This window comes from Xenorhabdus griffiniae, assembly GCF_001028135.1.
GTDB classification, from domain to species: Bacteria; Pseudomonadota; Gammaproteobacteria; order Enterobacterales; family Enterobacteriaceae; genus Xenorhabdus; species Xenorhabdus bakwenae.
In genome coordinates this window covers 1-24,068 of sequence record NZ_LDNM01000012.1, presented here as the reverse complement: position 1 = coordinate 24,068, position 24,068 = coordinate 1, and the positions used below count along the sequence as shown (strand labels likewise).

General features: G+C 43.4%; 23 protein-coding genes, 1 tRNA gene and 1 pseudogene. 12 read left to right on the top strand and 13 right to left on the bottom strand.

The window, feature by feature from the left end; translation table 11 throughout:
- Positions 1-11 precede the first annotated feature (11 nt).
- The 5 genes from hutH to hutI all read right to left on the bottom strand — a co-directional run bounded on the left by hutH (position 12) and on the right by hutI (position 6,574).
- Positions 12-1,544 (bottom strand): histidine ammonia-lyase, encoded by a 1,533-nt coding sequence (gene hutH, locus AAY47_RS03820; protein WP_047767039.1) that lies wholly within the window; start codon positions 1,542-1,544, stop codon positions 12-14.
- A 14-nt stretch (positions 1,545-1,558) separates the two neighbouring features.
- The gene (gene hutU / locus AAY47_RS03815) at positions 1,559-3,253 is read right to left on the bottom strand and encodes a urocanate hydratase (protein WP_047767037.1); all 1,695 of its coding nucleotides are present in this window, start codon (positions 3,251-3,253) and stop codon (positions 1,559-1,561) included.
- A gap of 305 nt (positions 3,254-3,558) precedes the next feature.
- Positions 3,559-4,290, bottom strand: coding sequence for a histidine utilization repressor (hutC, locus tag AAY47_RS03805; protein ID WP_047767033.1), 732 nt, complete (start codon positions 4,288-4,290; stop codon positions 3,559-3,561).
- Between the two features lie 36 nt (positions 4,291-4,326).
- Entirely contained in the window at positions 4,327-5,286 is a 960-nt protein-coding gene (gene hutG, locus AAY47_RS03800; protein ID WP_047767131.1) for a formimidoylglutamase, read from the bottom strand.
- Between the two features lie 19 nt (positions 5,287-5,305).
- Positions 5,306-6,574 (bottom strand): imidazolonepropionase, encoded by a 1,269-nt coding sequence (gene hutI, locus AAY47_RS03795; protein WP_047767030.1) that lies wholly within the window; start codon positions 6,572-6,574, stop codon positions 5,306-5,308.
- Positions 6,575-6,756: 182 nt separating this feature from the next.
- Here hutI and smrB point away from each other — a divergent pair, with 182 nt between their 5' ends.
- Positions 6,757-7,299 carry an endonuclease SmrB gene (smrB, locus tag AAY47_RS03790; RefSeq protein ID WP_047767028.1) on the top strand — a complete coding sequence of 181 codons (543 nt, stop codon included), beginning with the start codon at positions 6,757-6,759 and terminating at the stop codon, positions 7,297-7,299.
- A gap of 46 nt (positions 7,300-7,345) precedes the next feature.
- On the opposite strand, the gene sixA is transcribed toward smrB, so the two are convergent.
- The 4 genes from sixA to AAY47_RS03770 all read right to left on the bottom strand — a co-directional run bounded on the left by sixA (position 7,346) and on the right by AAY47_RS03770 (position 12,049).
- Positions 7,346-7,828: a phosphohistidine phosphatase SixA gene (sixA, locus tag AAY47_RS03785; RefSeq protein ID WP_047767027.1), complete on the bottom strand. Its 483-nt coding sequence runs from the start codon at positions 7,826-7,828 to the stop codon at positions 7,346-7,348.
- A 149-nt stretch (positions 7,829-7,977) separates the two neighbouring features.
- Entirely contained in the window at positions 7,978-10,152 is a 2,175-nt protein-coding gene (fadJ, locus tag AAY47_RS03780) for a fatty acid oxidation complex subunit alpha FadJ (RefSeq protein ID WP_047767025.1), read from the bottom strand.
- Positions 10,152-11,462, bottom strand: a complete 1,311-nt coding sequence (gene fadI / locus AAY47_RS03775; RefSeq protein ID WP_047767023.1) for an acetyl-CoA C-acyltransferase FadI — start codon at positions 11,460-11,462, stop codon at positions 10,152-10,154. The genes fadJ and fadI overlap by 1 nt, the downstream gene beginning before the upstream one ends.
- Before the next feature lie 290 nt (positions 11,463-11,752).
- Entirely contained in the window at positions 11,753-12,049 is a 297-nt protein-coding gene (locus tag AAY47_RS03770; RefSeq protein ID WP_072161162.1) for a YfcZ/YiiS family protein, read from the bottom strand.
- Positions 12,050-12,418: 369 nt separating this feature from the next.
- On the opposite strand from AAY47_RS03770, the gene fadL reads away from it, so the two are divergent.
- Positions 12,419-13,777, top strand: a complete 1,359-nt coding sequence (gene fadL / locus AAY47_RS03765) for a long-chain fatty acid transporter FadL (protein WP_047767020.1) — start codon at positions 12,419-12,421, stop codon at positions 13,775-13,777.
- A 61-nt stretch (positions 13,778-13,838) separates the two neighbouring features.
- Here the strand turns inward: fadL and mlaA are convergent, their stop codons facing one another.
- Positions 13,839-14,591, bottom strand: coding sequence for a phospholipid-binding lipoprotein MlaA (gene mlaA / locus AAY47_RS03760; RefSeq protein ID WP_047767018.1), 753 nt, complete (start codon positions 14,589-14,591; stop codon positions 13,839-13,841).
- Positions 14,592-14,775: 184 nt separating this feature from the next.
- Between mlaA and AAY47_RS03755 the strand changes: the two genes are divergently transcribed.
- From AAY47_RS03755 to AAY47_RS03735, 6 genes are all read left to right on the top strand, one after another.
- A tRNA-Arg gene (locus AAY47_RS03755) sits at positions 14,776-14,850 on the top strand.
- A 174-nt stretch (positions 14,851-15,024) separates the two neighbouring features.
- Positions 15,025-16,239, top strand: a complete 1,215-nt coding sequence (locus AAY47_RS03750) for a tyrosine-type recombinase/integrase (protein ID WP_047767016.1) — start codon at positions 15,025-15,027, stop codon at positions 16,237-16,239.
- A gap of 198 nt (positions 16,240-16,437) precedes the next feature.
- Positions 16,438-17,346 carry a hypothetical protein gene (locus AAY47_RS03745; protein WP_047767014.1) on the top strand — a complete coding sequence of 303 codons (909 nt, stop codon included), beginning with the start codon at positions 16,438-16,440 and terminating at the stop codon, positions 17,344-17,346.
- A gap of 115 nt (positions 17,347-17,461) precedes the next feature.
- Positions 17,462-17,677 carry a helix-turn-helix transcriptional regulator gene (locus AAY47_RS03740; RefSeq protein WP_047767012.1) on the top strand — a complete coding sequence of 72 codons (216 nt, stop codon included), beginning with the start codon at positions 17,462-17,464 and terminating at the stop codon, positions 17,675-17,677.
- Complete coding sequence (locus tag AAY47_RS20390) at positions 17,677-17,952, top strand: AlpA family phage regulatory protein (protein WP_072059735.1); 276 nt, start codon at positions 17,677-17,679, stop codon at positions 17,950-17,952. The genes AAY47_RS03740 and AAY47_RS20390 overlap by 1 nt, the downstream gene beginning before the upstream one ends.
- An 18-nt stretch (positions 17,953-17,970) precedes the next feature.
- Positions 17,971-18,795, top strand: a complete 825-nt coding sequence (locus AAY47_RS03735) for an antA/AntB antirepressor family protein (RefSeq protein WP_047767010.1) — start codon at positions 17,971-17,973, stop codon at positions 18,793-18,795.
- A gap of 652 nt (positions 18,796-19,447) precedes the next feature.
- On the opposite strand, the gene AAY47_RS22210 is transcribed toward AAY47_RS03735, so the two are convergent.
- The gene (locus AAY47_RS22210; protein WP_047680438.1) at positions 19,448-19,618 is read right to left on the bottom strand and encodes a hypothetical protein; all 171 of its coding nucleotides are present in this window, start codon (positions 19,616-19,618) and stop codon (positions 19,448-19,450) included.
- A 201-nt stretch (positions 19,619-19,819) separates the two neighbouring features.
- On the opposite strand from AAY47_RS22210, the gene AAY47_RS22365 reads away from it, so the two are divergent.
- The 4 genes and pseudogenes from AAY47_RS22365 to AAY47_RS20375 all read left to right on the top strand — a co-directional run.
- Entirely contained in the window at positions 19,820-20,068 is a 249-nt protein-coding gene (locus AAY47_RS22365; protein WP_047767006.1) for a hypothetical protein, read from the top strand.
- Positions 20,061-20,231 (top strand): DUF4222 domain-containing protein, encoded by a 171-nt coding sequence (locus AAY47_RS20380; protein ID WP_072059734.1) that lies wholly within the window; start codon positions 20,061-20,063, stop codon positions 20,229-20,231. The genes AAY47_RS22365 and AAY47_RS20380 overlap by 8 nt, the downstream gene beginning before the upstream one ends.
- 2 nt (positions 20,232-20,233) lie before the next feature.
- Positions 20,234-20,539: a hypothetical protein gene (locus AAY47_RS03715; RefSeq protein WP_047767003.1), complete on the top strand. Its 306-nt coding sequence runs from the start codon at positions 20,234-20,236 to the stop codon at positions 20,537-20,539.
- Positions 20,533-21,027, top strand: a pseudogene (locus AAY47_RS20375) (primase-helicase zinc-binding domain-containing protein); the annotation flags it as partial. The gene AAY47_RS03715 and the pseudogene AAY47_RS20375, both read left to right, overlap by 7 nt.
- On the opposite strand, the gene AAY47_RS22360 reads toward AAY47_RS20375, so the two are convergent.
- Together AAY47_RS22360 and AAY47_RS03705 are read right to left on the bottom strand one after the other, a co-directional pair.
- Positions 20,971-22,140, bottom strand: coding sequence for an aminotransferase class III-fold pyridoxal phosphate-dependent enzyme (locus tag AAY47_RS22360; RefSeq protein WP_072059733.1), 1,170 nt, complete (start codon positions 22,138-22,140; stop codon positions 20,971-20,973). The pseudogene AAY47_RS20375 and the gene AAY47_RS22360 overlap by 57 nt on opposite strands.
- Before the next feature lie 798 nt (positions 22,141-22,938).
- Entirely contained in the window at positions 22,939-23,361 is a 423-nt protein-coding gene (locus AAY47_RS03705; protein WP_047767001.1) for a hypothetical protein, read from the bottom strand.
- Positions 23,362-24,068 lie beyond the last annotated feature (707 nt).

Here is a 24,068-nt window from a genome sequence, read left to right as displayed (position 1 = left end):
TGTGTTTTTACTTAATTTTCTAAGATACTTCCGGCAGGCAACAAGGCAGAAAGTTGCTGCTCGGCCAACAACTGGATTGCTACATCAATATCCGGGGCGAAAAAGCGGTCTTTATCATAATGTGCAACTTTATCGCGGAGAATATGGCGGGCTTTTTCCAATATCTGACTACTTTCCAAACCATGACGAAAATCTATGCCCTGGCAAGCCGTCAACCATTCTATCGCTAAAATACCGCGCACATTATCTGCCATTTCCCATAAGCGACGGCCTGCGGCAGGTGCCATTGAAACGTGATCTTCTTGATTGGCAGACGTTGGCAGACTATCGACACTCGAAGGATGTGCCAGTGCCTTGTTCTCACTTGCCAGCGCCGCCGCCGTCACCTGCGCAATCATGAAACCGGAGTTAACTCCGCTGTTTTCGACCAAGAATGGCGGTAACTGCGACATATTGCTATCCATCAGCAAAGCAATGCGGCGTTCTGACAATGAACCGATTTCTGCCAAAGCAATAGCCAGATTATCCGCTGCCATAGCAACCGGTTCAGCGTGGAAATTACCACCAGAAATCACCTCATCTTCTTCGGTAAAGACCAGGGGATTATCAGAAACGGCATTGGCTTCAACCATAATGACATCAGCCGCATGGCGGATTTGGGTTAAACAGGCCCCCATCACCTGTGGCTGGCAACGCAACGAATAAGGATCCTGAACTTTCGGGCAGTTTTGATGAGAGGCAGAAATCTCACTTTGTTCTTCCAATACCAGACGGTAAAGGGCGGCCACATCAATCTGACCTTTCTGTCCACGGACTTCATGAATACGAGCATCAAAAGGTTTACGGGAGCCAAGAGCGGCTTCAACAGACAAGGTGCCGCAAACAATCGCTGAGGCGAGTAAATCGTCGGCGGCAAATAGCCCTTTTAAGGCAAAGGCGGTCGAAACTTGTGTACCGTTGAGCAGTGCCAATCCTTCTTTTGCGACAAGACACATCGGCTCAAGTCCTGCTTTTTCCAGTGCCACTTTTGCCGGGAGCCATTCGCCACGATAACGGGCCTGACCTTCTCCCAACAATAACAAGCTCATATGCGCTAATGGTGCCAGATCACCGGAAGCCCCTACTGAACCTTTGCCTGGAATACAGGGATACACTTCAGCGTTGACCAGGGCAATCAATCCCTGAATCACGGCCGGACGAATGCCGGAATAACCACGGGCAAGGCTATTAATTTTCAACACCATAATCAATCGGACAATTTCATCCGGCAGAGGCTCACCCACGCCCGCCGCATGTGACAACACGATAGAACGCTGCAACTCTTCTAAATCCTGCTCTGCAATACGGGTATTCGCCAGCAAGCCAAAACCGGTATTGATACCATACGCGGTTTTATTTTCACTGATAATGCGATTCACACAAGCGACACTGCTCTCAATGGCCGGAACGCACTGTTCGTCCAGACGAATCTGAACAGGGTGCTGATAAACATGACGTAGTTCTTCAAGTGTCATTTTTCCCGGATGAATAGTAATGTTTTTCATTTTAACAACGCTCCTTATTTTGCATCAGCCACTGGCAGGTTTAACATTGGCAGGTTTAGTTCCTGTTCTTTCGCACACTGGATAGCCAATTCATAGCCCGCATCCGCATGGCGCATAACGCCGGTTGCCGGATCATTGTGTAAGACGCGGGCAATACGTGCAGCCGCTTCATCCGTTCCATCACAAACAATGACCATGCCGGAATGCTGAGAGAATCCCATACCAACGCCACCGCCATGATGCAAGGAAACCCACGTCGCACCACTGGCAGTATTCAGTAAGGCATTCAGCAATGGCCAGTCAGACACTGCGTCAGAACCATCTTGCATGGCTTCAGTTTCACGATTAGGGCTGGCGACCGAGCCGGAATCCAGATGGTCACGACCAATGACGATTGGTGCAGAAAGCTCCCCACGGCGAACCATTTCATTGAATGCCAAGCCTAATTTGGCGCGATCGCCCAATCCCACCCAACAAATACGGGCAGGCAAGCCCTGAAAACTGATGCGCGCTCTCGCCATATCTAGCCAGCGGTGTAAATGGTCATCATTCGGCAGCAGCTCTTTTACCTTGGCATCGGTTTTATAAATATCCTCAGGATCACCGGAAAGTGCCGCCCAACGGAAAGGTCCGATACCGCGACAGAACAGAGGGCGAATGTAAGCAGGAACAAATCCGGGAAAATCAAAGGCGTTTTCAACACCCGATTCTTTCGCCATTTGGCGGATATTATTGCCATAATCGAAGGTAGGCACACCTTGTTTCTGGAAAGCCAGCATGGCTTCAACATGTGCGGCCATTGACGCTTTTGCCGCCCGGATCACCACTTCTGGCTCACTTTCAGCACGACGACAATATTCGTCCCATGTCCAACCAGCTGGCAAATAACCATGTAATGGATCATGGGAGCTGGTTTGGTCTGTCACCATATCAGGACGTACACCACGGCGTACTAACTCAGGTAAGATTTCTGAAGCATTACCACATAATGCGATTGAGATTGCTTTACCTTCCCGGGTATAACGCTCAATACGTGCCAAAGCATCATCCAGATCAACGGCCTGTTCATCCACATATTTGGTACGCAAACGAAAATCAAGGCGGCTTTGTTGGCACTCTATGGTTAATGAAGAGGCACCAGCCAATGTTGCAGCCAGTGGCTGTGCTCCTCCCATCCCCCCCAGGCCTGCCGTCAATATCCAGCGGCCGGTCAAGTTGCCGTTGTAGTGTTGGCGGCCTGCTTCGACAAACGTTTCGTAAGTTCCCTGTACAATGCCCTGGCTTCCAATGTAAATCCAGCTACCGGCGGTCATCTGACCATACATAGCCAGCCCTTTGGCATCCAGTTCGTTAAAATGTTCCCATGTTGCCCAATGGGGCACCAAATTCGAGTTGGCAATTAATACACGCGGGGCATTTTCATGTGTTTTAAACACCCCCACCGGTTTACCTGATTGCACCAACAGGGTTTCGTCATTGTCCAGATTTTTTAAGGTTTCAACGATTTTTTCATAGCATTCCCAGTTTCTGGCGGCACGGCCAATGCCACCATAAACCACCAATTCGCAGGGATTTTCCGCCACATCGGGATCAAGATTATTCATGAGCATACGAAGTGGTGCTTCGGTTAGCCAGCTTTTTGCTGTGAGTTGTGGCCCTCTGGGAGAGCGGATGGTTACGTTGCTGAATTTATTATTTTGCGTCGTCACGGTTTTTTTTCCTATTTCATTTTTGTGAATTTTGTTAATTTTATAGTTGTATATACATGTATATTCAATAGGCAAAAATGTGACGAAGATAAAGTTGATGATGCGGGACACAACACTATTTGTGATAAAAATCAACAAAATGATATTGATTTATTTCGTCATAAACGGGGAGATATTTTTACTGGTTTTGTGTTTAATATCACATTGATTTTACATTATTGTCACAATGATTAATGAAAAACCTCTCCCTCCCAATAAGAAAAAAGAGGTTTTTGTAGCGTAATTTTTTATAACTTACAGGAAGACTATGAATTAAACCGCCCTTTTAATTTATATCGATGACCAGGAAACAATAATCTGGCACTGGAAACAATAAACGTTTTCGACCAGGTTCGGCGGCTAATTAATAAACAAGGTGTGCTGGCTTCAATTTGTAATAACCGACAAGAAAGGGCATCTCCCGCCACAGCTTCAACAATATGCTCCCCTTCGGTTAATGGCGCTACCTGAGATAAATAATCATGGGCGGTTTGTTGCCGAAAATCTTGCCGCAAATATTCCGGTGCCGCCTGAACATTGACATAGCGATCTTCAATTTGCACAGGTATCTCATTTTCATAATGCAAAATGATGGAATGGTAGAGCGGTGCCCCGGCTGCAATACTGAATTCCACAGCCTGAGTGATATTGGCGGTCACTTCAGCGAGTTTCAGCACCTTGCAACTATGTCGGTTAGAGCGGGAAGCAATTTCATCTGCAATACTGTGAATTTCAAATAACGCAGATTGTCCTTTTGGCTCAGAGACAAACGATCCCACCCCCTGCAAACGAAACAGGAAACCTTCTGCCGTTAACTCCCTCAATGCCCGATTAGCCGTCATACGACTACAGCTAAATTGTTTGACTAATTCCGCTTCCGAAGGAACCCGATCATGCGGTTTCCATTTCCCTGTATAGATCTTTTCAATAATCGCTTGTTTGACCTTTGCATACAGGGGCACCGGTTTGGCATAGGTATATGGTAAATCGTCTGTCACTGTCCCTTCCTTCTCACTTTTTACGATCCCCACCCGTTAGTTATTCCACCAGTGCACCAACTGCCAGGCAAGGCGAGCCGCCGCTTTCCCCCCCATTCCCTGAATATCATACAAAGGGTTTAGCTCCACTAAATCCACGGCCTGCAATTTTTTGCTCTGACAGATGAGTTGAACCAATGGCAATAAACGCGCCAGCGGAACTCCCAATGCCGCTGGCGCAGAAACGGCCGGCATTTGCCAAATTGGCAGCACATCCAAGTCGATAGTCATATAAATGATATCAACCTGATTAATGATATCTTGTAATTGCTGCTGTACCTTATCCAACAGGGATTCAACACAGTGGGTATCCCAAATAATCGTGACATCAAGATGATTGGCTTCATCCAGTAATGCCTGGGTATTTGATGCCAGGCTGGCGCCAACACAACTGTAATTAAATGGACGCTGGTGTTGCTGGCAGTAATGCGCAAGTTGCCGAAATGGAGTGCCTGATGTAGGCTGCAGCGAATTTCTCAGATCCAAGTGGGCATCAAAATTGATGATACCAACACGCTGCTCCGGGAACGCTCGGTAAATTCCCATCCCATGTGCAAAAGCCGTTTCATGCCCACCACCAAAAATCAGCGTTTTCATATTATGCTGCTGGCATTCATAGACAGCATCACTGAGCGCCTGCTGGGCTTCACTCAGTTCGCCTGAATCAGCGCGAATATTTCCCAAATCCACTAACCTATCATGGCCGTCATAGCTCGCCAGATTTGCCAGCGATTGGCGCAGATATTCTGCTCCCAGTTTTGCTCCCGGACGCCCCTGATTCAGCTTAACACCTTCATCGCATTCAAATCCCAATAGCGCAATGTGGTGAGGAAATTCAGCTGGGGAGAAACTGGTGGGCTGCTTTATTGTCTGGAATATCCGTAAGGCATTATTGGCTTCTGCAAGATCATTACGCCCCTGCCAACTATTTTCTGATGCTGGATGCCATAAATTCATATTTTTTCCCTCACCACCATTAATTAAAGCCATTTAAGTCATCACGATGCGTCATTTCACCATGATAAATACGATAAACCAACGGGTTATGTCCCAGTTCATATAAGATATCCACCGGATCCCGGGCATCCCAAACGACAAAGTCCGCTATAAAACCTGCCGTAAGTTGACCATGACTCTCTGCTCGTCCCAGTGCGCTGGCGGCGTGAATGGTGACTCCCTGCCATACTTCTTCCGGTGTCAAACCAAATTGTACACAAGCCATATTCATCATCAGGCGCAAAGAGGCAAAAGGACTCGTGCCGGGATTAAAATCTGTCGAAATAGCCATTGGAACGCCATATTGGCGCAATAATGCAATCGGTGGACGTTGAGTTTCTCTCAGGAAGTAAAATGCCCCCGGCAGTAACACAGCCACGGTTCCACTACGACTGAGAGCCTCAATTCCTTTTTCATCCAAATGCTCAATGTGATCCACTGATAAACCTTGATATTCAGCAACCAGTTCACTTCCGCCCAAATTGGAAAGTTGCTCAACATGACCTTTTACGGGGATATTCAGGCGCTTTGCGGTTGCAAAAAGGCGTTTGGTCTGTTCCAGATTGAAACCAACCGTTTCACAAAATACATCTACAGCTTCGAATAACTGTTTTTGCCAAAGAGTAGGCAGGATGGAGCCACACACTAAATCAATATAGGCATCAGGATCATGTTTATATTCAGGTGGGACGGCATGGGCAGAAAGTAATGTCGGGCTAATTTCGATGGGATTTTTCTGTGCCAATGCCCGCACGACATTTAACTGTTTCTCTTCATTTATCAGATCCAGCCCATAACCGGATTTCATCTCAATCGTTGTCACGCCTTCGGCCATCAGTGCATTGAGACGTTTCTGGGAGACACTTTCCAACTGTTGAGCTGAACTGTTGCGGGTGGCATTCACTGTCGAATTAATCCCTCCCCCTTTGGCACTCATTTCTTCATAAGAAACCCCATTCAGGCGCTGTTCCCACTCAGAGGCTCTATTACCGCCAAAAACTAAGTGAGTGTGGCAATCGATTAAGCCAGGGGTGATCAGGCGCTGCTCTGCGTCAATGACCTTACATTGGTTGGCGGGTACGCTATCTGTCGGCACAATCGCTAAGATTTTTTCGCCCCGCACAATAAGGTCATGCTGCTCTAACATGCCATAATTGCTTTCACCAGCCATGTCTTTAATTGCAGGATCCATTGTGGCAAGTTTGGCATTGCGCCATATGACATCAGTGTCTCTTAGTTCAATCGACATTGTACTATCCTGTTATTTTTGTTGTTTGTATCAGAACTCATGTTGTATATACATTTATTTTATAACCAGACATCATTGTCAAATTATTTTGTGAACATGTTGTTACTTTAAATGATAACTATCAGGAAAAATCACAAAAAATCAGGTACACTTGCTAAAAGTTGTGAGTAAATGAACGTGTAATGAAGAAAAAATATCAATTAAACACAGAAGACATCAGCCTATTCAGGTCGTCTGTCACGGGAACCCGGCGCATTGCACAAGATACGGTTTCCCATCCCCCGAAGAGAAAAAAAATTAACCGTATTGCCCCTGAACGCTTGAAGCAAGAGCAAGCTGATGCCAGTTATTATTTTTCCGATGAATTCCAGCCAAATTTGGATATGGAAGGCCCGACCCGCTACATTCGGGAAGGTGCCAGCCATTATGAATTAAAGAAATTGCGACGTGGCGATTATTCCCCTGAACTGTTTCTGGATTTACATGGGCTGACTCAGTTACAGGCCAAACAAGAAATGGGGGCATTAATCGCTGCCTGCCGTCGAGAGCATGTCTATTGTGCCTGCGTTATGCATGGACATGGTAAACATATTCTCAAACAACAAGCCCCGCTATGGCTTGCCCAACATCCTGATATTATTGCCTTCCATCAAGCGCCCAAAACGTGGGGAGGGAGCGCTGCGTTACTCATTTTGGTAGAGATGGATGAATTTACGCAGCGCTAACTTGTTTTTCTCTTTAATTAAATTGCCTAAGAATTAAGGTGTCTGGTCAGGATTTCGCCGCTAATTGTGCAGGGGATGTTTGCCATAACAGACACCCTTTTTCCGTTTGGTGATCCAACTCGACACAAGCAATGCTGGATGTCGCAAACATCGGCGGAGTTTGCCCCGGACAAAGCTCAGACACCAAATAGCCGACCAACGGTAAATGAGAAACTATCAATACAGATTGATACCCTTGCGTTGACAAAACGTGCAAGTAGCTGGCAACCAACATTACATCTCCCGATGGCGTTAACTCAGCCAGTATTTCTTCATTGTCGGGAAGCACCAGGTTTTCTCGTACCGCCTTCAATGTTTGTTCTGCCCGGATATAAGGACTGACCAGAACACAGTCTATGTCAGGCGATTGTTGCGAAAGCCCATGAGCCATTTGCTGTGATTCTTGATATCCTCTGGAGGTCAGTTCCCGCGCTGCATCACTGATGGCATTCAAAGCAGCATCACCATGACGCATAATAAAAACGTACATAATCCACCGTTAAGTTAATTGTGAATCTGTCTCAAAATAACCCACACTTTAGCTTTTCAAACCATGAATAAACAATTAATTATTTCCTATAAAAAATCGGCCCTTAATGACAAGAGCCGACCTGACTGTTTTAACCAATAAAATTCAAGCTATACGTGAAATTTCTTTTTCTGTTCTGCCATCCGAATTAAACCCTCACAGGGCGTAAATCTTTCGCCATATTGCGTCTCCAGACGACGTAAAATTTCTACAACTTTGTCACTGCCAAGCTTATCAATATAACGGAATGGCCCGCCCAGGAACGGTGGGAACCCAATGCCAAATACAGCACCAATATCACCATCACGTGGACTTCTGATAATCCCCTCATCCAAACAACGCACGGCTTCATTGAGCATGAGCATCACACAACGCTGGGCAATGTCAGCAGGCAACATCTTTATCGCGGGTTTGATCTTTAATAAGGAATAAATCGAAGCATCCACTTCTTTGGATTTTTTTCTACTCGTATATAATTTTCTACTCGTATATAAATAGAAACCGCGGCCATTCTTCCTGCCCTTTCGGTCATCTTGCAAAATTGCAGCCAAAATCTCCGGTGCCGCAAATCGACTGCCTAATTCTTCTACTAAAACAGGGATGATTTTAGTACCCACATCGATGCCAACTTCATCCAGCAGATTGATGGGACCAATAGGAAAACCAAAATTCAGCAAAGCATTATCGATATGTTCAACCGGTTCACCTTCCAATAAACAATAACCTGCCTCATTAATGTAAGGTGTTAGAATTCGGTTCACATAAAAACCCGCTTTATCCCCGACTACAATCGCTGTTTTTCCCTGTTTCTTGGCTAACGCTACGGTCGTTGCGATCGTTTTTTCACTCGTTCCCTCATGTGGAATGACTTCCACCAGCGGCATTTTGTCTACCGGACTGAAATAGTGAAGACCGATCACCTGCGCTGGCCGAGTCGCCGTTTCAGCGATCTTATGGATTGGCAATGAAGAAGTGTTAGACGCAAAAATGGTTTCGGGTTTTGTATTCTCTTCAATCTCTGCAACCATTTTGCGTTTCAGGACTAAATCTTCAAATACCGCTTCAACCACAATATCAGCTTGCTTAAACCCACTGTAATCGGTTGTTCCTGTCAATAGAGACATCTGACGAGAACGCTCACTTGATTGCAAACGACGCTGTTTTACCCGCTTAGAAAGGAGATCCCAGGTATATTTCAAGGCCTGATTAATGCCTTTTTCATTAATATCTTTAATGCGAGCAGGCAAATTCCCTCGCGTCACGGTCACATTGGCAATACCGCCCCCCATCAGGCCGCCCCCCAAAATCCCCACATGTCTGATTTCGGCGGGCGGTTCTGAAGAGCCAGTTTCATTCTTCAACGTTGTAGAAGCAAAAAACAGACTCCGCAATGCTTCTGATTCTTGTGTCATCGCCAGTTCACCAAACGCCCTGGCTTCAAGCTGAAAACCTTTCTCAGAGCCTTTTTCCAGGCCGGCACGAATCACATTGATGATTTTTTCTGGTGCGGGATAATGGCCACGAGTTTTTTCTCGCGTTTTTTTATGAACCATCTGGAATAACAACGGCCTGCCTAATGCACTTGCCAGTATGCGCTGTGACCATACCAATGGCTTACGTTTCACGATGCCTTTTTTAACATACTGCACAGCAACATCCAGCAAGATATCTAAAGGAACGGCGTCATCCACAACGCCCAGCCGTTGCGCCTGTTTTGCCTTGAGCTGACGGCCGGTCAATATGATGTCTAACGCAGCACTGACACCAATCAAACGAGGCAATCTTTGCGTTCCGCCTGAACCGGGTAATAACCCAAGCTGAACTTCCGGCAAACCAAGACGGGTTTTCTCATCCAAAGAACAGATTCGCGCATGACAAGCCAATGCCAACTCCAGCCCACCACCTAAACACGCGCCATGGATCGCGGCCACAATCGGTAAAGGATAACTGGCAATCTGCGCAAACAGTTTTTGACCTTTTTCAGCCAATGCTGTCGCTTCTTCCTGAGATTGGCAGTGAGCTATCATGCTAATATCAGCACCAGCAATGAAGGTATCTGCCTTGCCGGATACAATAACTAGCCCTTTCAAGTTTGAAACTTGTTGCGCTTTTTCAAACATGATCAGGAACTGTTCAACAAATTCAGCTTTCAGTGTGTTGACTTTCTCTCCGGGTACATCAATGGTGATAATTCCCACCTTGTCGTCCCTGACAGAAAAACGGAATACTGATTGCTCCGGTTGCATTGCTGCTGACATAACCGTTTCTTTTTCAGCCTGAGCCATTATTCTACCTCCAATACCATTGCTGCACCCAAACCACCCGCGGCACAAGCTGTTGTTAACCCAAGACCACCACCACGGCGATGCAATTCATTCAACGTCTGGGTAACCATTCTGGCGCCTGTCGCCGCGAAGGGATGCCCATAAGCAATTGATCCACCCAATACATTGAATTTATCCATATCCACTTCACCTATTGCCTGAGAACGCCCTAACTTTTCACGGGCAAATTTCTCACTGGCAAACATGTTTAAATTCGTTAATGTTTGGGCAGCAAATGCTTCATGCATGTCGATAAGAGTAAGCTCATTCAGGGTGATACCCGCACGATCCAGTGCCAGCGGGGTTGCATAGGACGGTCCCAGTAACATGTCCTGCCAAACATCAATGGCAGAAAATGCATAACTGCGTAAATACCCCAATGGAACCATACCGAGTTCTTTGGCAACCGATTCACGCATTAACATTACTGCCGCTGCACCATCAGTCAATGGTGTACTGTTTGCTGCGGTAACTGTGCCATATTTACGATCAAAAGCCGGGCGCAATTTGGCATAAGAAGCTAAGGTGGAGTTTTTTCTGATATTGTTATCTTCTGCCAATGTCTTACTGTATGGCGGGAAATATGCCGATATCATTTCCTTTTGCAAAAGCCCTTGCTCCCAGGCTTTAGCGGCTAATACGTGGGAGCGATGCGCAAGTGCATCCTGATCTTCACGACTGATATGATACGTTTTTGCCATCTGTTCAGCGGTATCCCCCATTCTCAACCCTGTAGAATATTCAGCAACGGCTGGGGATACAGGCAATAAATCACGGAGTTTCAATCGGCTGAGTAATTTGAATCGTTGAGAGAGGCTCTTGGCTTTGTTCATATCAACTAACGTGCGCGCCAGTGACTTAGTCACTCCGATGGGCAAAACGGATGAAGAATCCGCACCTCCGGCGATCCCTATATTGACTGTCCCTGCCATAATACTTTCAGCCACATTTGCAATTGCCTGAAAACTCGTCGCACAGGCGCGGGAAACACTATAGGCATCAGTATTTACACTTAAGCCTGCCCCCAAAACAATCTCCCTTGCAATATTCGGTGCTTCCGGCATTTGAACCACCTGTCCAAAAACCAATTGGTCGATCTTCTCAGGCGACAAACCGCTCCTAATGACCAGCTCGCTTACAACAGCCTTTCCTAAGTCAACAGCCGGAATACCGTGGTAGAAAGTTGCCTGTTTCGCAAAAGGAATGCGCAACCCGCTGACAATAGCGACACGTTCCTTTTGCGGTATTACTTTTGTTGAAGAACGACCCATAGCAACTCCTAATCATTATTATTAACTAAATCAATTGATTAAAAATATTTACTCACCCCATAAGAGGTCAGACCTGATGATGCATTGTTAACGCAATGTTGGAAAATAGCAAATAGGAATAAACGAAAAATGAGAACAATCTCAACTTTAAATTATTATAATTTATACAACTTAAACGAAGAATGTGCGACAGGAGTACAAAGAGAAGGCAATGATTTACAATCGATTACAAGTGATTTTCTCACTGATTGGCATGACAAAACAATGAGAAAACCATTGTTCAGAGTGAATTAACGCAAGCCTAACTGAAAGATGAGGGCTTCCGCTTGGCAGCTAAAGGTAAAGTCCACAGATAATTGCATTCCACCGTCAACCGCTTCGATACTATGGCGTATAACACAGGGATCAGATTCCACTGATTTTGCCTTTTTGATCAACATATTAAGCATGATTTCGGCGTCTTGTTCACTCGCAAAAATACACTGATAAGAAGCGGTGCAGTCTTCATTATCAATAACGGTTCCCACATCAACACAGCAGCAAGCTGCCGTCTCTTCGGCATTACAGCGGTTAATCGCATCAGACATTTAAAGTTACTCCGGCTAAAAAACTTGCTGATAATTCTACGTTTTCCTGACTACCGATAACCAGCACTTACGCTGTTTAAAGCCATTTATCTCACTGTTTATTGATCTGACCACGTCAACAGAAACCCGTTTACACTTCATTAACGTAAGTTGTCTGTTTTTTGTTAAGTAAGTCCCAATTTAAGAATCATTTTAGTTGTATTTAGAAAACATTCTTGCAACATATTCTATTATCAAGCCTATACTTCGTGCACTGGTCTGATTTGTCATTATTGTCATTGTTGTCATTGCGACAAATCGACTCTACAATCCCGCGCTCTCAGCTACTTGAGTGGCATGTTAATAATAATTAGACAATGAGGTTTGGTTATGGACCAGAAAAACCTATTTACACGTTCAGCATTAGCAGTGGCGGTTGCCATTCTCTCATCCAACGCTAGTGCTGCTGGTTTTCAATTGAATGAATATTCATCATCAGGACTAGGCCGTGCATTTTCTGGGGCAGGTGCTGTTGCAGACAACGCTTCCGTAGGCAGCCGTAACCCTGCGGCCATGACCTTATTTGATCGCCCGTCATTTTCTGGTGGTCTGGTGTATGTCAACCCAGATGTTGATATTACTGGGAAGTCACCTGTTACGCGTCAGAGCACAAATGCTAAAAACATCGCACCACATGCATGGATCCCAAACCTGCATTTTATCGCTCCAATTAATGATCAGTGGTATATTGGCGCCTCTGCGACTTCTAACTTTGGCTTGTCTACCAACTTCAGTAATAATTATTCTGCTGGTCCCATTGGTGGAAAAACATCGCTCAAGACTGTGAACTTTAATCTGAGTGGCGCTTACAAATTTAATAATCAATTCAGTTTTGGCTTAGGTGTTAATGCTATTTATGCCGATGCTGAAATTGTTCGTCATATGGGCGAAGTCGGGCCAGCATTAACAGGAATGATTCACAAAATTAACCCAAAATCTAAGGCTAGCATCCCTTCAACTACTGAAGGTGCCCGTTTGGAAGGCAAAGATTGGGGTTATGGTTGGAATGCAGGCCTTTTGTACCAATTTGATGAAAATAATCGTTATAGCTTAACTTACCGTTCTAAAGTTAAAGTGAAGTTTAAAAAAGGCGATTACAGCAATGAACTGCCTAATATTCCTGCTAACCCGGCGCTCGGATTTCCTGGCATAAATGGCCTTGGGGGTAATACCATCAAAGGAACATTGGATCTGAATTTACCGGATATGTGGGAATTCTCAGGCTATAACCGCGTTGCACCACAATGGGCAATTCACTATAGCTTCCTGTATACAGGCTGGAGCGAATTTAAAGAATTACGTGGTAAAAATAAAGATTCCGGCAATACCTTATTCCACAAACACGAAGGTTTCCGCGATGCTTATCGTATCTCACTAGGTACAACTTACTACTATGACGATAACTGGACATTCCGTACCGGTATCGCTTTTGATGAAAGCCCTGTACCCGCCAAAAATCGTTCTATCTCCATTCCGGATCAAGATCGTTTTTGGTTTAGCTTAGGAACCACTTATGCATTCAATAAAGATGCTTCTGTAGATGTTGGTGTTTCCTATATGCGTGGTAAAAAAGTACATGTTAGCGAAAAATTGCAAGAGGACGCACCTGCTCCTTTCAATTCATCATATGAATTCGATTCCAAAGGAACCGCATGGTTGTATGGTATAAACTTTAACTATACGTTCTAACTACATACCGTAACCCCAAAAAGGATAGCGCCCGCTATCCTTTTTTGATTATAAGTCCGAACTAATCTATAGAATCCAATTCATCTTGAATACTTGCCGAATTAGGATTTTTTTCCGGCGCCAATATGCCGCCATTGGCCATGAAATCGTGGCGTTGGAAGTAAGCATCGCGCATCATCAAATAAGGATCTGAAGAGTTCTTTAACAGGCCATCAGAATCCAGCAAGCGAGCACGCGTTTCTATACCTTGGAAAACCCACTTGCCTACCGACATCCAACCCGTGAAATAACTCAATATGGGATAAGTCATATCCGCCAAGTTACCGCCTTCATCACGCAATGTAAAACTACCGTAACCGGGCAGAACAGCATACGGACCATACCCCACGTTATAGTATCCCAATGTGCTACCAAAACGCACCGGATCTTCTTTTGCCAGTTTGGGGTTTGCCATGGAAGCAACATCAATAAGCCCTCCCATTCCCAACAAGGTGTTCAAAAAGAAACGGTTGAAGTGTTTTGCACCTTCATGAACATCACCACGCAAGAAACTGTTCACCATACTGGCTGGCTCTTCGAGGTTGCTCATAAAATTACCAATGCCATTTCGTGCAGGCATCGGCACATAATTACGCCAGGCTACAGCAACAGGACGCAGTACATATGGGTCGAGAACATCATAATTAAAGTTGAACATAACACGGTTAAACCCTTCCAGCGGATCAGAACGCCCCTGCTCTATCGTATTTGATGAACTGGCACATCCCACAAGTAAGACGGCTGTAAGAGCAACCCCGCTCAGACGATACTTCATATTGTTCTCCATATAATTATTTTTAGATATCAATTATCGTGCTGTATACCAGCTATTGCACCCAATATGTAAAATATACTGCCAATCTTTCATTAATGGTAATAAAAAAGAGTGGTGATTATATAGGCAAACAGTTCGTTATGCCTTATCTCTGACAAGAAAAACAGGTATACTGCGCTCCGCTGTCCCCTTAGTTAAACGGATATAACAAGCCCCTCCTAAGGGCTAGTTGCAGGTTCGATTCCTGCAGGGGACGCCAAACGAACCTCTCTCAACGTCTACTAAAACCTACAACCTCCAGAAAAATCAAACCCTAACGAGAAACTCTGATCTCTCGAAGTCTACAACCGTCTTCCTAAATCTCTACAATTTGTTGTATAGTTTTTTGTATAGAGATTCCTTATACATTTCTTCTATACAATATTGGTGACATATGAAGCTAACAGATTTGGTAATCAAACGAGCCAAACCAAAAGAAAAAGCCTATACGCTGGCGGATGGTAACGGGCTATCTTTATTGGTTGATACCAATGGCTCCAAAGGCTGGCGCTATCGTTATCAATTCGCGGGTAAAACTAAAATGATTTCATTAGGTGTTTATCCGGTAGTAACACTCACCGAGGCCAGAACCAAACGTGACGAAGCAAGGAAATTAGTTGCTAATGGGATTAATCCCAGCGACGTAAGAAAATCTACAAAGATATCCGCAGCAAACTTGATAGAAAATACCTTTGAAAACATAACGCGTGAATGGTATGAGAAACGTGTAGACAGATGGTCAGTCTCTTATGCCAAAGAAATGATGGAAACATTTGAAAACGATGTTTTCCCCTATATAGGTAATAGACCTATCGCTGAAATTAAGCCAATGGAGCTTATGTCTGTTTTATCACGAATGAATGATCGGGGGGCGACTGAGAAACTCAGAAAAGTGCGTCAACGCTGTGGGGAGGTATGGCGATATGCAATAGTGACAGGAAGAGCTGAGTATAATCCCGCACCTGATTTAGTGTCTGCCTTTGCTCCACATAAAAAAGAACATTATTCATTTTTAACTGTTGATGAAATCCCTGAGTTCTATAAATCCTTAAATGCCTATACAGGAAGTTTTATTGTAAAAATGGGGATGCGATTACAAATGATAATTGGTGCCCGTCCTGGTGAATTGCGTAAAGCTGAATGGTCAGAAATTGATTTTGATAAAGCGCAATGGGAAATACCTGCTGTAAAAATGAAAATGCGCCGTCCTCATATTGTTCCCTTATCAAATCAAGCTATTGCTATTTTAAAACAGCTAAAACCGATTACAGGACAAGGCAAGTATGTTTTTCAAGGCAGGAATGATGCAAATAAGCCTATGAGTGAAATGGCATTAAATTTATTAATTAGGCGAATTGGCTACACAGGACAAGCAACGAGCCACGGATTCCGCCACACGATGAGTACTATTTTGCACGAACAAAATTACCCCTCTGAGTGGATCGAAACGCAACTTGCCCACGTCGATAAGAACTCTATTCGCGGCACGTATAACCATGCCCAATATTTAGAGGGGCGCCGGGAAATGATGCAATGGTATGCGGATTATATGGAAGCATTAGAGAACGGTGATAATGTCATTCACGGTAAATTTAAGAAACATGCTTGATGCTCATGGGATCTGACTAGTTAAAATATTAATAAATATAATCATCCAAGCTCTTTGATTACGCCAACAATGGAAAAACCATTCAATAGTTATCCACAAAACTACCTGATTTTGTACACTTGCAACTATATGATTAAAACGTAAAATTAACCTCAGTAGACAACAAAATAACGACATGGAAATCATGGGGGTTGGCAGTTGGATATACTGGGGAAAAGAAAATGGTTAAACCTGAATGAATGTGCAAAATACTTACGAAAAACACTTAATGATGATATCGGTGTTTCTGACGTAGCTCGCCTGATTGCTGACGGTGAGTTGAAACCATCAATCTTTTTTCACTCTTGCTGCTTTATACGTGAAGTGCAAATCACGAGTAAAACATTGTCCCATGTACTTAGCGAACCAGAGACAGCTATCACATCAAACATTCATCTTCTTAGTCAAGAAGCTCTGTTGACTGATACACCTATTATTCATGCAACACCAATTGGTGAAAAAATAATTTTTACTGAAGGCATCTGGTCAGCTTTGCATATTGGAATTATTAAGTACGAGGCAGAAAAAAAATACAGTGAAGAGCAAGGGCTACCGAAACCCAAAAGATCTTTATATGAGACTAAAGGAATAATATTGGCAGATGGTGAAAAAAAGTTTCAGGTTGTCCAAAAAATAGACTTTGAACGAGAAATGATCGAATTGGTGAAATTATCTCAGTCTCAAAGCGAAGAAGAAAATGGATTCTTTAAGGCTCATATAGAGCGATTTGAGCAAATAAGAAACGTTGAGATTAAAGGTAATCTTTATGACAGTTTTGTTCCATGCATCGGATTGCCAGAAAACGCATATTTTGCAATTAAAAAAGAGGATATAGATGAATTTGTATCTATATGTATGCCAGCCAGCAAAAAAGCATCATCTAAAACGACTAATAAACAAGCAGAGTTTATATATGCACTAATAGCAGCTCATTATGGGGAGGATATCGCCAATAATCCACGCTCCCATATTGATAATGGTGAGATAAAGCTTGATCTTGAAAGTAAAGGTTTTACCGTACCATCAGGAAACACGGTATCAGGCTGGTTAAAAAATATCGTTCTGTAATATTACATCTGAGTTTGTAATATTACGAAAAACGCCAAATAAGTTTTGTATATTCTCCCTGTCATCAACAAACGTCCACTAAGGTAAATCAAGGACTCGATAACAGGAGTGCAATATGCCAGCAATAACACCACTTAAAGAAAATCTTATCCGCTTACCCGAAGTTCAGCGTAGAACCGGTTACGGCAAGGCATGGATCTACAAACTCATTGCAGATAACCGATTCCCTAAACAAGTCAAAATCGGTACTCGTTCAGTTGCTTTTATTGAGTCAGAAATAGATGACTGGATATCACAACGCATCGCTGAATCTCGCAGCGAGGTGATGTAATGTCAAAATTCATATTACCTACCGATGAACAGCGGAAATATATTCTTTCCGCTTATGGTGAAAGTGAAAGGCGAATAAGAGAAAGGGAGCGAGAAAAAATATCCGGTATATCTCGCAGTCATTGCCATAAATTAGAGGGATTAGGTTTATTTCCTCCTCGCTGTCATTTTGGGCGTAATTCCTGCGCATGGTTATTAAGCGATATATTATGGTGGGTACGTAACCCACCAACAGTAGAGAATGTAAATAATCCCTATAGCCGAAAATCAAATTAATTAAGACAGGGTAAAAATATGACATCTAAAAAGGTGGCCTTAAATGGTCAGGGACTTGCTCACTCTGAAAACAGCCAGAACGATATTAACGAATTATCTTTTGCTGAGATGTTGCCAATTATTCAAAGCAATATTAACGGGCAATTAGTGAATAGTGTAAGTGCGAAATCATTACATGAGGCATTAGGGGTGGGTCGTGATTTTTCGACTTGGATTGATGGGCGTATTGCTGAATATAGTTTTATTAAGGATGTTGATTTTTTCACCTTTGATTCCCCGAAACGGGGGAACCAAAGCGCAGAAAACGAACAATGGAGATCGAAGCGCGGGGGTGACAGACGCAGTAAAGATTATTTCCTATCTCTGAATATGGCCAAAGAACTTGGCATGGTTGAGCGTACCGAACAAGGCCGTTTAATCCGCCAGTATTTTATCAAGTGTGAGGAAGCGTTACACAAAGTAGCCCCAGCAGTAACCAAACAGCTACGAAATGAGCTGAAATCACGTTTAAAAGTAGCGAACTACTTTAAGCCCATGTGTTCAGCATTGGAACTGGCACGTATAGAGCAAGGTAAAACGACACTACCACGCCACTACACCAATGAATCAAATATGCTGAACCGTATTGTTCTGGCTGGATTAACAGCTAAACAGTGGGCGAAACAGCATGGTGTTATTGGTGAGCCTCGTGATGCGATGAGTGAGCTACAGCTTGAGCACCTTTCTTATCTGGAACAGACCAATACCACGCTGATTGAGTTAGGTATGGATTATCACGCCCGTAAGGACAAGCTGACAGGATTGTCTCAAAAGTGGCTAGCACAGCGCGTAGAGGCAAATTAATGAATACCTACCAAGTGAATGATTCCCTACTGGCTGGCTTCGGGGTCACTGAACCAATGACCTCGGCAAAATATTTTGCTCAGTACCATTCAGCGAAAAGTTTCGCTCAATCATCGGCTGAAATTTTAGCCGATGGGTATGAGAATATTTTCGCACACCCAAGTAACTCTTTGATGCTTCCATTCATCCTCACTTTGGGAACTGGAAATACTGGAATGTTTCCGGCGGTCAAAGTGACGGCCTCGAATAAATCAATGGGTTACAATGATAGCTTGAAAAGTAAGCAGACGGCATATTTGCAGTCTGCTTGTAATTTGAGCGCCGATAATATCGGTGTGCAAACTGGTGACCATTTGTCCCGACGAATTTCGTCGATGCAAAATCCAATGCCCGAAAATCGGACTTTGGGCGTAACTCTTAGTTACTCGCAAATAACTTTGAGCGTAAATGATATTTACTCACAGAATTTGCGACTGACAGTTAGTCAGGTACAAAAAGAAAAGGATAGCACGGCGAATGCTACCCTTTGGGATCACGCATATTTGCGTCATGAAATAAATCAATCAGTTAACTTGCCCTCTTTTAGAGGATCAGTCAACCAAGTCAATAATTTTGACGAGGTTAACTACCGGACTTATTGTCCATTGGTTGGTTATTGCTCAATACCGCGAGATTGCAACTCTTTGCGGATAATTCTTTTTATCCATGCAGATATAGATTCATCACCATCAATCTTCATCGCTTCTCTCATAGCTTGTTCCAATTGTGGCTCAACTCTGAACGCAATTTGTTTATTGCCTCTCGGTAAATTTGTGTTTGACATATGTAATACTCGAGGTGTCTGTGTCTGTGTCTGTGTCTGTGTCTGTGTCTGTGTCTGTGTCTGTGTCTGTGTCTGTGTCTGTGTCTGTGTCTGTGTCTGACAGTGTACAACACATTTGTATCAGATGTAAAACAACAACGCCCCGAAGTGCTACTAACACTATCGAGGCGTCTAACCAATAACGTAAAGGAGGCTTACGCTATGGATACCCCACAGCATAACCAAACTCGCCTTAAATTTACATTCCTAATTGCATCTGGCACTCAGCGGCTGGTGGATCTTCACCCTGTGCGCCTGATTACGGTACTGGCAGGTAGCGAAGGAGAAGCCCGTTTACTGGCTGGCATTTCCTCACTGATATTTGTTTCCCGTCAAGCATGGGATATCGGTATCGATACCCCTTTCAACCGTAGCGATATGTCTACCGTTCAGGGGGTGAACCATGCCTAACCCTTCCCCCCATGACTACTACACCCATAAGAACGGGGATACCGTTCAGGTGTTGTCAGTCGCCTTTAACCGCGTGACGTTTGTCCGTGAGGGTTATCAAAGCCCGATCACCATGCCATTAAGCCGTTTCACTAAAGAACACACCTACGCAGGGAGAGCCTGATTATGTCTGATATCTATAACCACTTGGTACACAACAACTTTAGCACTATGGACACTAAGGAGCTGAAAGACTTACGCAAGCATTCAGACGGTGCACACAGTGCAGTGATGGCGGCGATGTCTGCAATGGGGGAAATGGCTTTCTGGTCAGCAGACAACGAAAACTATGCTGATTGTCAGGCAAGGGACGATTTACGCCGCATCGGTGAAGCCCTGATGTATCTGCCAAGGATCGCCGAAGCCCTGAATGACACAGCACAGTATGCGGATTTTGAAATCCATCACCGTGAGGGATTCCCAAAATGGTAAGCCATATTGATATTCGCACGGTAAAAGCAGCCGCGCAAGGGCAGTGGCAAGGATTGCTGTCTGCCTGTGGGGTAGATGTTCCGGCAAAGGGTAAGCATGGTGCTTGCCCGATATGTGGAGGCTCTGACCGCTTTCACTTCATGGATGACCACGGGAACGGTGACTGGCATTGTCGCCAGTGTGATAACCCGAATCATGGTGATGGCTTTGATTTACTGATGAGGGCTAAAGGGATAACGATCATTGAGGCGGTAAAGGCTGTTTCTGATGCGCTGGCCCTCCCTTTGCCAGAACCCAAGCCTGCCAGAAAGGAGGCTCTGAAATCAGAGGCTCCTTTGATAGCCGAAAAAGTTAAAAAGCTGGTGGCTCAAACTACTTTCGGACAATCCGACTATCTGACTAACAAGGGGCTGCCATGCCCCGATCAGCAATTACTGAAAGATGGCTCTTTGGTACTGGTCACTCAGGCACTGGACGGCAGCTTTACGCGCGATTTTCATCGCTGCTTCCACCGCGTTGGTGCCTGTTGGGCCAGTAAACTGGAAACGATAACGTAATCCGCGTGGCTGTAAGATTTGTTGATTGAAATTTTCTATGAATTCGCGTTTCGCGCTGGTATATAAATCAAGAGAATGTGTTATGCCATCTTGCTCAAGATAATTAAGCAACTGTGTTTTTAATAACGGATTATTGTGACCATAATTCAGTGAACCCGCACCTGATAGAAAATCAACCCATAGTTTTCCTTTATGATCAGTAAGTAACGCATTACTCGCTTTAGTAAAAATAGCTGGATAGTTTCGACAATAGCTTCGTACATTTGACTCATACTTTTCAAAGACACAGTAGTCATCAGAGCCAGAAATAATTTCGTCTTGAATATTCTTATAGACAGCATCAAACATTTTGCAACGAAGCAATATCGTGTTACGTCCGACATCCTTAACACGCTGCGTCAGCTCAGGATTATTTTCAGTCAACTCACGGAGAATATGCATCATAGTGATTGCATGCTCTTCATCCTCTTCAATATGCAGCCGGAAAAACTCTAGTCCCTGCTCCTTAATGTCGAGACAAGTTAGCGCGTGCAGTACGGGTTTATAAATCAAAGGAACAATCGTTTCAGCTCCCAGACAGAGCGCAGCTAAACCATCAGCTACTGCTCCTGAACGACAATAATTCAATACTGACGAAACAAAAAAGGTGGTTTCCGACAGTGCCGTAATCGCGCAAGCGCGAGCACCTACTGCCGCTAATGAGCGTTGAAATAACTCAGCATGGGTAATTTTTCTGTCATCGTTGACGCCCATTTCTTCAAGCAGATTTTCCATTAAATAGTGAATATCGTCGAGGTTATCCAGATGGTTTATCAACGCACATAAAAAACGGGTGAAATGACAAGAATAGTGATAGTGCTGGATCAGGAAATAACGCATTCCGGATAATGTAATTCTTTCTTCGCGCATTGCATTAAGCAATGGATGATTCACTAGTTTGTTCAGTGCGTTAATATCCAACCAATCATCCCAAAGTCCTCCTCCAGTTAATATCGCCACTCCAAGATTTTCTGGTAATGTTAAAATTTGATTTTGTGCATTCATCTTCCTTCTCTTCCTTTCCTATTTCAGAAATAACACCTTAATTTTCAATAAAAACTCATTATTGGTACGACACCAAAGAACATATTTAGATGTTTGAATCATGACTTGAAACAAACTTCACCCACCAAATAACGTATTGATATGTGGATACAAATAATGCTGCCAGGATCCGTCTTCCCAATAACGACCATCACATCAGCCAATGACTTAAAAATAAACATTTGCGCAACATGCGCACAACAATACCATTGATTGGTAGCCACACTAATTTGTACTAACCCCCAATTCAATGAACAAAAGAACAACAACACATAAAGAAAAAGAAACATATTGACAACAAATGAATTTTATTTTGTGAAAATGTGACGGTGCATAGGGTGCACATACAGTGAAAGGAACACGGAAGATATAGCCATTCACCAACCATATATTAATTAGGTAGGAAGCAGCTTAAACACATCAGGGTAAGGTTGTTCCTGAGTTTGGACAGGCGTTGGCCAGTCACTTCGTCAATTTCCTGACTTTCATAGCAGTGTTGAGTACGAAAGACACTGTGGCAGTGCAAAACCAACCGTTTACCGACATACGATGTCAGTACGCCATAAAGGGGAGAAGTCAGAATGTGTGCAGTGATGCGTAAACTCTTACGATTGGCTTATGGCGTAATGAAATCGGGAACAATATTTAAATGCAGAAATACCGCTTGCAGTTTAATGACTGAGACGGTATATGGGCTGCTCTCACGTATAGAATAAGGTGTACCCCGAACATTCAATTCCAAGGTGCGGCACTGTTTCCTTATTCTTTAATTTCTAAAGGGTTTTTATCTTGAATTCCTGTTAGTTCTGACAAATCCACATCTTTTCCTGTCGTGCGAAAAATTTCTTTACGCCTGAGATTAAATAGGTGGTGGCAATGTTCACACATATCATTAACGTTGCCAGGATTTTTGATTGCTTTTAATGTCCTGACGGCATATTTACCACACCGACACCTGACTACATAGATAGCACTGTTTTTTCTGTCACTTCGTTGAGATAATGGGCGGACACCTAATACGGTAAAAAAGCCATATTCATAACCTTGAATCTGCATAAGTATGTTTATTAAATTTGGTTCCCTTTTACTTAAACGTAAATCATACGTAGTTTTGTAAGGAATAAAATAATTAGCATATTTTTTATTTTTCTTGCTGTTATCGATTTCATCAGTGTCGTTCATTGCTTTCTCTAATCCATTTTATAACACATTAAATGCGCTCTAATTTAACTACTTTCATTATTAATTCAATAACGAAAAAAGTAAACTTAACATTTAAGTTAAACCCGTTAGGTATAAGTTTTAAAAACACACTAAATTCTTTGGTTAAATTACCTTTTCTAATTGCAATACATCAAATCTCATATTCAGAGCATGAGCATGAGCATGAGCATGAGCATGAGCATGAGCATGAGCATGAGCATGAGCATGAGCATGAGCATGAGCATGAGCGTGACTCGTAATTTTATAGGGTTATTTAAATAAGACATCTAACCAGATGCGAAAATTGGATAACTATTTTTATGAATTATTTTTTTTATTATAATAATTAACGAAACCACAATGGTTGCGACCAATGTGGCTTCTATAAATTATTAAAATCGTCTACTACCAGAAACGAGGATATTGATATAATAGAACATGTCAATATACGTCTTCAATATAATATGCATTGAATGAAATGGCATTAAATAATTTTCTTTTTTGTGACATAGGTCATGAGTGCTGTGCTAATTATGTGAATGCAAGTCCTAAATTTAGAACACCATGAATTAACACAATAATGTGACAATATACTTATATTAATTATCGAAACAACTATACCAACCCCAGGGCAAGATCACGAATGTTTTTTAGTCAAAAATAAACAGGTTGCTTCGAGTAAAGAG